The following is a 7,754-nucleotide window of genomic DNA, read 5'->3' as shown; positions in this document are numbered from 1 at the left end:
CTCAATCAGAACTTCAAACGCATCCGCATTGTTGGAGGGCACGGCGCGCGCTTGGGCGGCGAAGTCATTGACCAAGGTCACGCTTTGAAAGCCAAAGCGGGCTTTGGTTGCCGAAGCCGAAACAACCCAGGAGGAATTGGTAAAATGGACCTCGTCTGCGCCCGTTGGCCCCGCCAGCGCAAACACGGCTGACGACGGCAGGGTTCGGCCCTCTTTCTGCCACGCCTCGATTGCATCATCCAAGCTTGGGAAAGACAAGACAGGCATGCGCTCGACATGAGAGAGCTCAACTTGGCTGTTGGAATCAATGTGCGCAATGGCGAGGCGTACATTGGTGCCGCCAACATCGCCGACGAGGATAGCTTGTGAGCTCATGCGTCTGCCTCAGCTGCTTCTGGCGCTTGGTCTTGGGTTGGGTCCAAGATGGCCTCATCTGGATCCATATCGCCAAAGGGCATTGCCCCCTGCTCGGCATGACTTACAAGGGCGCGGAACATGGAGAACATCTCCCGGCCAAAGCCGCGGGTGACGCCCTCGACAACCGTGGTGTCGACAACGCGGGCCTGCCAGATTTCATCCGGCACCAGCGCATTTAAGGTGCCAGCCTCGGCATCGACGCGAACGAGATCGCCATCGCGAATCTTTCCAATCAGGCCGCCAGACTTGGATTCCGGGCTGACATGGATGGCCGCCAAGACTTTGCCAGACGCGCCCGACATGCGGCCATCGGTCACCAAAGCAACCCTGAAACCACGGTCCTGTAGAACGCCCAAAGGTGGGGTTAGCTTATGCAGCTCCGGCATACCGGTTGCGGCAGGGCCTTGGCCGCGCACGACCACCACGATATCACGGTCAAGTTCGCCCGCCTTAAAGGCGACATGCAAGCTAGCCTGATCTTTGAAAACCCGGGCGGGGGCTTCCACGATCCGTTGCTCCAGCTTCACCGCTGAAACTTTGACGCAAGCACGACCCAAATTGCCCTGCAAAACGCGAAGACCACCATCTTTAGAGAATGGCTCTGACACAGGTGCCAGAACGGATGTATCGCCGCTTATGGTCGGTGCCTCGCGCCATTCAACGCCAGTATCGGTCAAGAAGGGCTCTTGGGTGTAAGCTTCCAGCCCTTGGCCAGCGACGGTTAAAACGTCGCCATGCAAGAGGCCAGCGTCCAACAATTCGCGGATCAAAAAGCCCATACCACCGGCGGCATGGAAATGGTTCACGTCCGCGATCCCATTTGGATAGACGCGGCACAGAAGCGGTGTCACCGAGGAGAGATCATTGAAATCATCCCAATCCACAATCAAGCCGGCAGCTTGGGCAATTGCCGGGATATGGATCATTTGATTGGTAGAGCCACCTGTCGCGCACAGGCCAACAATGGCGTTCACGATACTGCGGGCATCCACGACATGGCCGATTGGGATATAGCTATCGCCCAATTGCGTGATCTGGCTCGCCCGCTTGGCGCAAGATTCAACCAGCGCCGAACGCAAGGGCGTGTTGGGATTGATGAAGGCAGTGCCCGGCACATGCAGGCCCATAATCTCCATCAGCATTTGGTTCGAATTCGCGGTGCCATAAAACGTGCAGGTGCCAGCGCTGTGATAGCTCTGCGATTCCGCTTCCAACAGAGCCTCGCGGCCAACTTTGCCTTCGGCAAACAATTGTCGGATGCGGGCTTTCTCAGGATTGGGCAAGCCTGAGGGCATCGGCCCAGCGGGACAGAATATCGATGGCAGCCAGCCATGGCGAAGGGCGCCAATCAAAAGGCCCGGCACAATTTTGTCACACACGCCCAGATAAATCGCGGCATCGAACGTATCGTGCGACAGCGCAATTGCCGCACTCATTGCGATGGTATCGCGCGAGAAGAGCGACAACTCCATCCCCTCAAAGCCTTGGGTGATACCATCACACATGGCTGGCACACCGCCTGCGACTTGGGCCGTCGCCCCGGCTTTTCGCGCCGCTGCCTTGATCATGTCGGGATAGGCAGCCAGCGGCTGGTGGGCCGAAAGCATGTCATTATAGGCCGTCACGATGCCGATATTGGCCCAGCGGCTATTCTTGAGCATCTCTTTGTCTTGAAGCGGGCAAGCCGCAAAACCATGCGCCTGATTGGCGGCAGCAAGACGGGCCCGCGCCGGATCAGGTGACCGGCGCGTCTCGATCATATCCAAGTAGCGCTGCCGACGGGCCTTGGAGCGCGCCTCGATGCGGGCAGTCACGGCAGCAATCGTTGAATGAAGGGGCTTAGACATGGTCATCACTCTCAATCAATTGGCCCAAAGTGCTATGCACTTGGCCCCGGAAGCTTCAATAACCGCTTTTATCGGCGCGTTTGTGACAGGCGTATCAAGTGCTTGTTGAAGGATTTGCTTTTTGTCAGCCCCAAACACCAAGATCAGAATTTGCTGCGCCTCGCTCACAACCGGCAAAGTCACCGTCATGCGCTCCAGATAGGGTGCCGCCACAGGGGCGAGGCTGGCGTCTACACCCAAGACGGTCGCGGGGCCTTGTGGATCGAGACAAGCAGCCAAATCAGGAGAAGCCGGGAACCACGACGCTGTGTGCGCATCTGGCCCCATGCCCAGCACGATGGCATCAAACGGGCGCAGGGCGCGGTATACGCCATCCAATTCAGCTTCAGCCAGCTTCGGGCTGGCAATAGGCAGCTTCATGCCGAAAATTGTGACCCCAATCGCTGAAGCAAAAGCGCGTTCAATCATCGCCTGATTAGAGCCTGCTTGATCCACATCTACCCAGCGATCATCAACCAACGCGATATCGACCTTTGACCAATCAAGATCTTTGGCGGCAAAGGCGCGATAGGCGGGTTCTGGGCTAGAGCCGCCGGATAAAGCAATGCGCGCACGCCGTCCTTCGGCATGTGCATCGCGGACACCAGCTTCCAAGGCAGAAGCAAGGGCTTCTTCAGCGGCCGATCGGCTTGGGAAGCTTAGAAGCGGAAAGGTGGTCATCGTGGCGGTCATATAAGGTCACGCCACTTGCGACCATCGCGGTCCATCAACAAAGCGGCCCGCAATGGGCCGTCGCTGCCGGCAGCATAAGGGTCGGGTTGCGTGCCAGCACTTTCCCAAGCGGCAATCACCTGATCGACCCACGCCCAAGCTGATTCCACCTCATCCTTACGCATAAAGAGCGAGAGATTGCCGCGCACGACGTCCATCAACAGGCGCTCATAGGCATCGGGATAGCGCAGCGTGAAGGCTGTCTCATAGGACAAATCAAGCGGCACGGATTTAACGCGCAAGCCGCCAGGGCCTGGCTCCTTAATCTGCAACCACATCTCCATACCCTCATCGGGCTGCAACCGCATGACCAATTGGTTGGGCTCCCCACCACTGCCAAACAGACTGTGGGGTGGCGGGCGGAACGTCACGACAATCTCGGATCGACGCGACGGCAGACGCTTGCCGGTGCGCAAATAAAACGGAACGCCGGACCAGCGCCAATTGGAAATCTCGGCCTTGAGCGCGACATAGGTCTCGGTCGAGCTGGTGCGGTCCGGACCCAAGTCTTCCAAATAGCCTTTAACCGGCTCATTCTCGACAAGGCCTGCACGATATTGGCCGCGTACGCTATGGCTCGTGATATCGGCAGGACCAATCGGCACGAGTGCTTGCAGCACTTTGATCTTTTCAGTCCGAATGGCATCGGCATCAACCGAATTAGGCGGCTCCATCGCCACCAAGCACAAAAGCTGTAGCAAGTGGTTCTGCACCATGTCGCGCATCGCACCCGACTTGTCATAATAATCGCCACGACTGCCGACGCCGATCGTCTCGGCCACTGTGATTTGCACGTGATCAATCGACGCGCGCGACCACACAGGCTCAAACAGCGCATTGGCAAAGCGCAGGACCAGAAGGTTCTGCACCGTCTCTTTGCCGAGATAATGATCAATTCGGTAAACGCGATCTTCGGAAAAGACCTCCGCCACCGCATCATTGATTGCCTTGGCAGACATGAGATCGCGACCCAATGGCTTCTCAAGGACGACCCGTGAGGCGGGCGACACCAATCCGGCTGCACGTAATTGGGCACAAATGCCGCCAAACACCGAAGGCGGGGTCGATAAATAAAAGACCCGAACCTTATCTTCGCCGTCTGCTAACGATTGCACGAGATGGTCCCACGGACCTTCGGCCTTGGTGGCGTCCAGCGCCACATAATCAATCAAGCTCAAAAAGGCTTGAAATTCCTCGGTGGAGGGATCGCCCTTGGCCAAATTGGCAAAGCCTTCACTGACCGTCTTACGGAAGGCGTCCTTTGTCATCGCTTGGCGAGCCACGCCAACGATGCGGCTGTCGCTTGGAATCTGGCCATCTTTGAAACGATGGAACAGTGACGGAAACAGCTTCCGTAGAGCCAAATCCCCGGATGCACCGAAAACTACCAAATCAAAACTGGGGACGGGGACGAATTCAGCCATCAGAGCGCTCCATAGGAACATCAGGGTTAAAGGGATTTGTCGCGGAATACAGCGCCAAATCAGTGTTTTTATCTCAAGGACGTGCAGCAGCCCCTGACGTTTGAATGCGCACAATGCCTGAGCTCAACGGCGGCAAGTCTATGTCGAGGCCAAGATCGGTCTCTTGAACCTTGATATCGCCAATCATCAGTCGTGCTTCCCTTAGATCCTCGTTGGACAAAGCGCTTTTGGCCAAGCGAATGGTTTGAGGCAGATCAGAAACATTCATGACAAACACAAACTTCTCCGCGCCCAGCGCTTTGAGATCGACATAGAGATGCTGATCCGAGTACAGATGCGTCCGCGAACCGGCATAAAGCGCCGGGCTGACCTTACGTAAGGCCAGTAACTCGGTCAGGTAGTCGCGCAGTGCAAGCGCTTTGGGCAGAACATCGGTGTTTTTTGCATTTATACCGGGGAGTTTGACTATATTTCGAGCAATATGGTCGTCACACTTTTGGACCTCGCCGCAATTTTGGGCCAATCTCATCGAGAATCCGGCGACTTCGGCACCCACTTCCTCGCCATAATAGGTGGTGATCGGCCCTGACCAGCCCGCCATGAAGGTAAAGGCCAAACGGTGCCGGGCCCAATAGGATTCCGAACTCGGCTCGCCCTTCCCTGCCCTTTGGATCAAGTCGCCAAACCGGACCAAGTCATGATTGCCCAGCATCAAATTCAAAATGGCGTGGTCCGGGTAGCTGGCATGTGCGCCCATCGCCCAGCCGTCCTGCAAAGTCGTGGCGGGCTTGCCCTTCGTGCCGTCCTCACCCGTTGCCAAGACTTGGACCAGAGCATAGCGGGTGGGAAAATCAAATGCGTTGGGTAGGGCAGGCTCTTCATTGGTTCCCAGAGAGGCGCGAATTCTGTCTGCCGTACCCCAAATTTCGCCGACGACATAGCCAAGCTTGCCCTGATCCTTCGAGGCTTCCTCAATGGATTTGACCAGCCTCGCCATCGGCCGATTGGGCACTTGATAGGCTTGATCCAAGCGCCAACCATCAATGCCATAAACATCGATCCAATAGCGGGCGACTTCATCATAAAAGGCCAACGATTTGGGATTGGCAAAATCAACCACCTCACCGGGATAGGTCTTAGGGCTACCGAAGTAATCCGACGTGCGCTTGGAGGCGGCAGGAATAAGACCGGATGGTGATGGGGTAGGATTGCCTTTGTGGTGACCAAAGACGCCGTCGAAAATGATTTTCAGGTCGCGCTGTTTTGCTGCCGCGATCAGGTCGCGCACGTCCTGCGCGGTGCCATATTGGGGATCAACTTTGAAATAGTCGCGCGGATAATAGCCCGTGCCATCGAGGCGGGGATTGACCACTTTCTCGCCGGAATGACGGTACTGCGGGCTACCAGCCGCACTATCAAAAATGGGCGTGAGCCAGACGGCATTAAAGCCCATCGCTTTGATCTGATCGAGAGCTTGGATGACGCCCTTGATATCCCCGGTATGCGGGCCTGGACCATAGCCGCCCACCGGATCGTGATCTGGTGTGCCGTCAACAAACGTGCCGACCATCACCTGATAGAGGCGAAGCTCGCAAAACGGGCTTCCACCGCGGTTGCAGGGCAGACGGGTTTCGGTCTGGCCCATGGGTTTGGAAATAACGATTGGCTCAGGGGCTGGCTTTGCCCAGACCACGGAGGCAAAGGCCAAGCCTAGAAGGACAAGCGCACGGGGACCGATGCGCCTCAGCCCGCTAAACCAAGGACGACACCCCATCAGATTACCCCTTCACCCCACCGGCTGTCAGGCCTGACACAAGGAACCTCTGAAGCGTGAGGAATAGGAGAACCACAGGCAGGGAAACCAAAATAGAACCCGCAGCAAAATAGCCCCATTGGGAGGAATATTCGCTGACAAAGAACCTCAAGCCGACCGGGGCAGTATAAAGAGACTCCTCATCCATAAAGGTCGCGGCGAGGATGAACTCGTTCCAAGCCGTCATGAAGCTGAATAGAGCGGTCACGGCAACGGCCGGGCGAGCCAAAGGCAAGACGATCTGAAAGAAAATGCGCGACGGTGAACAGCCGTCCATGATCGCGCTTTCTTCAATCTCGATCGGGATGGAGTCGAAATAGCCCTTCAACATCCACACACAAAATGGAATGGCGGTCACCGAATAGACAATCACCAGCGCCCACACGGAGTTGTCGAGATCAAGCCAGTCCACAATGATCACATAGAGCGGGATCAGCATCAGGGTGCCCGGAAACATTTGGGTGACTAGGAATAAGGTCATGCCCGTTTCGCGGCCCTTGAAGCGGAAGCGCGAGAAGGCATAGCCAGCAGAGCACGCCAAAGCGACACCAAAAACGGTGGTCAGTGCGGCAACCAACAAGCTGTTCAGCATCCATTGAAGGAAGGGCTGATCGCGCAAGACGCCAACAAAGTTTTCCGTCGACCATTGGGCCGGGACCGGCGTTGCGGCTCGCATCCGGTCCCAAAAGCCGGGATTGGCTGGCAAGTCCGCCAGTCCAATGTTTTGGGTACCGGAGAACGCCAGCGCCAAGACCCAGAAAACCGGATAGAGCGCAAACAGCGTGATGAGTATCAGAATGGGATGCAGCCAAAGGGGGGCGCGCTTTTGATCGGATGACGTCATTTGTTATTGGCCTCCGTGGCGGAAGTCGCGCGGATCTGGAACACGCCATAGATCAGCAGGATCAGGAAAATCACGACCGAATAAGCTGCGGCATAGCCGTAACGATATTCTTCAAACGCGATCCGGTACGCCCGTGTCACGAGGATTTCATTGGCCCCCGAGGGTTGGCCGGCGCTGACCAAGTAAATCACATTGAACATGTTGAACGTCCAGACGACCGAGACAATAACGGCAGGCAAAAGGGCGGGTCGCAGGCTGGGCAAGGTGATCAGCCAGAATTGCTGCCAAGGCGAGGCCCCATCAATGCGGGCTGCCTCATACATATCTTCATCGACCGCCTGAAGCGCCCCCAGCGCTACCACCATCATGAAGGGGAAGGACAGCCACACATTGGTGGCAAGGCCGGTGACGAAGCTGGGACCCACAGCATCAAACCACTGTACGGGTTGCCCGCCAAAAGCTTGGATGGCTTGATTGATCGCGCCAAATTGCGGGTGGAACATCCCCTTCCACGTCAAGGCCGTGATATAGTTTGGAATGGCCCAAGGCAGGATCAAAAGCGTACGATAAATCGCAACACCCCGCAGCCCTTTGATATTGAGCAACAATGCCATCCCAAGGCCAATCGCCACCCCAAG

7 protein-coding genes are annotated in these 7,754 nt (G+C 56.7%); all 7 read right to left on the bottom strand.

The annotated features are described in order from the left end of the window. Positions 1-375: glucokinase (locus tag ACIQ20_RS14810; protein ID WP_395781622.1), on the bottom strand; the 375-nt coding region annotated here is incomplete at its 3' end. Beyond that, positions 372-2,264, bottom strand: a complete 1,893-nt coding sequence (gene edd / locus ACIQ20_RS14805) for a phosphogluconate dehydratase (protein WP_395781620.1) — start codon at positions 2,262-2,264, stop codon at positions 372-374. The genes ACIQ20_RS14810 and edd, both read right to left, overlap by 4 nt. A 15-nt stretch (positions 2,265-2,279) precedes the next feature. Further along, positions 2,280-2,996, bottom strand: a complete 717-nt coding sequence (pgl, locus tag ACIQ20_RS14800; RefSeq protein WP_395781618.1) for a 6-phosphogluconolactonase — start codon at positions 2,994-2,996, stop codon at positions 2,280-2,282. Continuing rightward, complete coding sequence (gene zwf, locus ACIQ20_RS14795; RefSeq protein WP_395781616.1) at positions 2,993-4,459, bottom strand: glucose-6-phosphate dehydrogenase; 1,467 nt, start codon at positions 4,457-4,459, stop codon at positions 2,993-2,995. Before zwf ends, pgl begins: the two co-directional genes overlap by 4 nt. A 73-nt stretch (positions 4,460-4,532) precedes the next feature. Continuing rightward, entirely contained in the window at positions 4,533-6,233 is a 1,701-nt protein-coding gene (locus tag ACIQ20_RS14790; RefSeq protein ID WP_395781614.1) for an alpha-amylase family glycosyl hydrolase, read from the bottom strand. Positions 6,234-6,237: 4 nt separating this feature from the next. Then, the gene (locus tag ACIQ20_RS14785; protein ID WP_395781612.1) at positions 6,238-7,116 is read right to left on the bottom strand and encodes a sugar ABC transporter permease; all 879 of its coding nucleotides are present in this window, start codon (positions 7,114-7,116) and stop codon (positions 6,238-6,240) included. Then, the coding region (locus tag ACIQ20_RS14780) for a carbohydrate ABC transporter permease (RefSeq protein WP_395781610.1) at positions 7,113-7,754 on the bottom strand (642 nt) is incomplete at its 5' end. The genes ACIQ20_RS14785 and ACIQ20_RS14780, both read right to left, overlap by 4 nt.

It is taken from the genome of Aquidulcibacter sp. (genome assembly GCF_044346625.1).
Lineage (GTDB): Bacteria > Pseudomonadota > Alphaproteobacteria > Caulobacterales > Aquidulcibacteraceae > Aquidulcibacter.
This window is presented reverse-complemented; position numbering and strand designations above follow the sequence as displayed.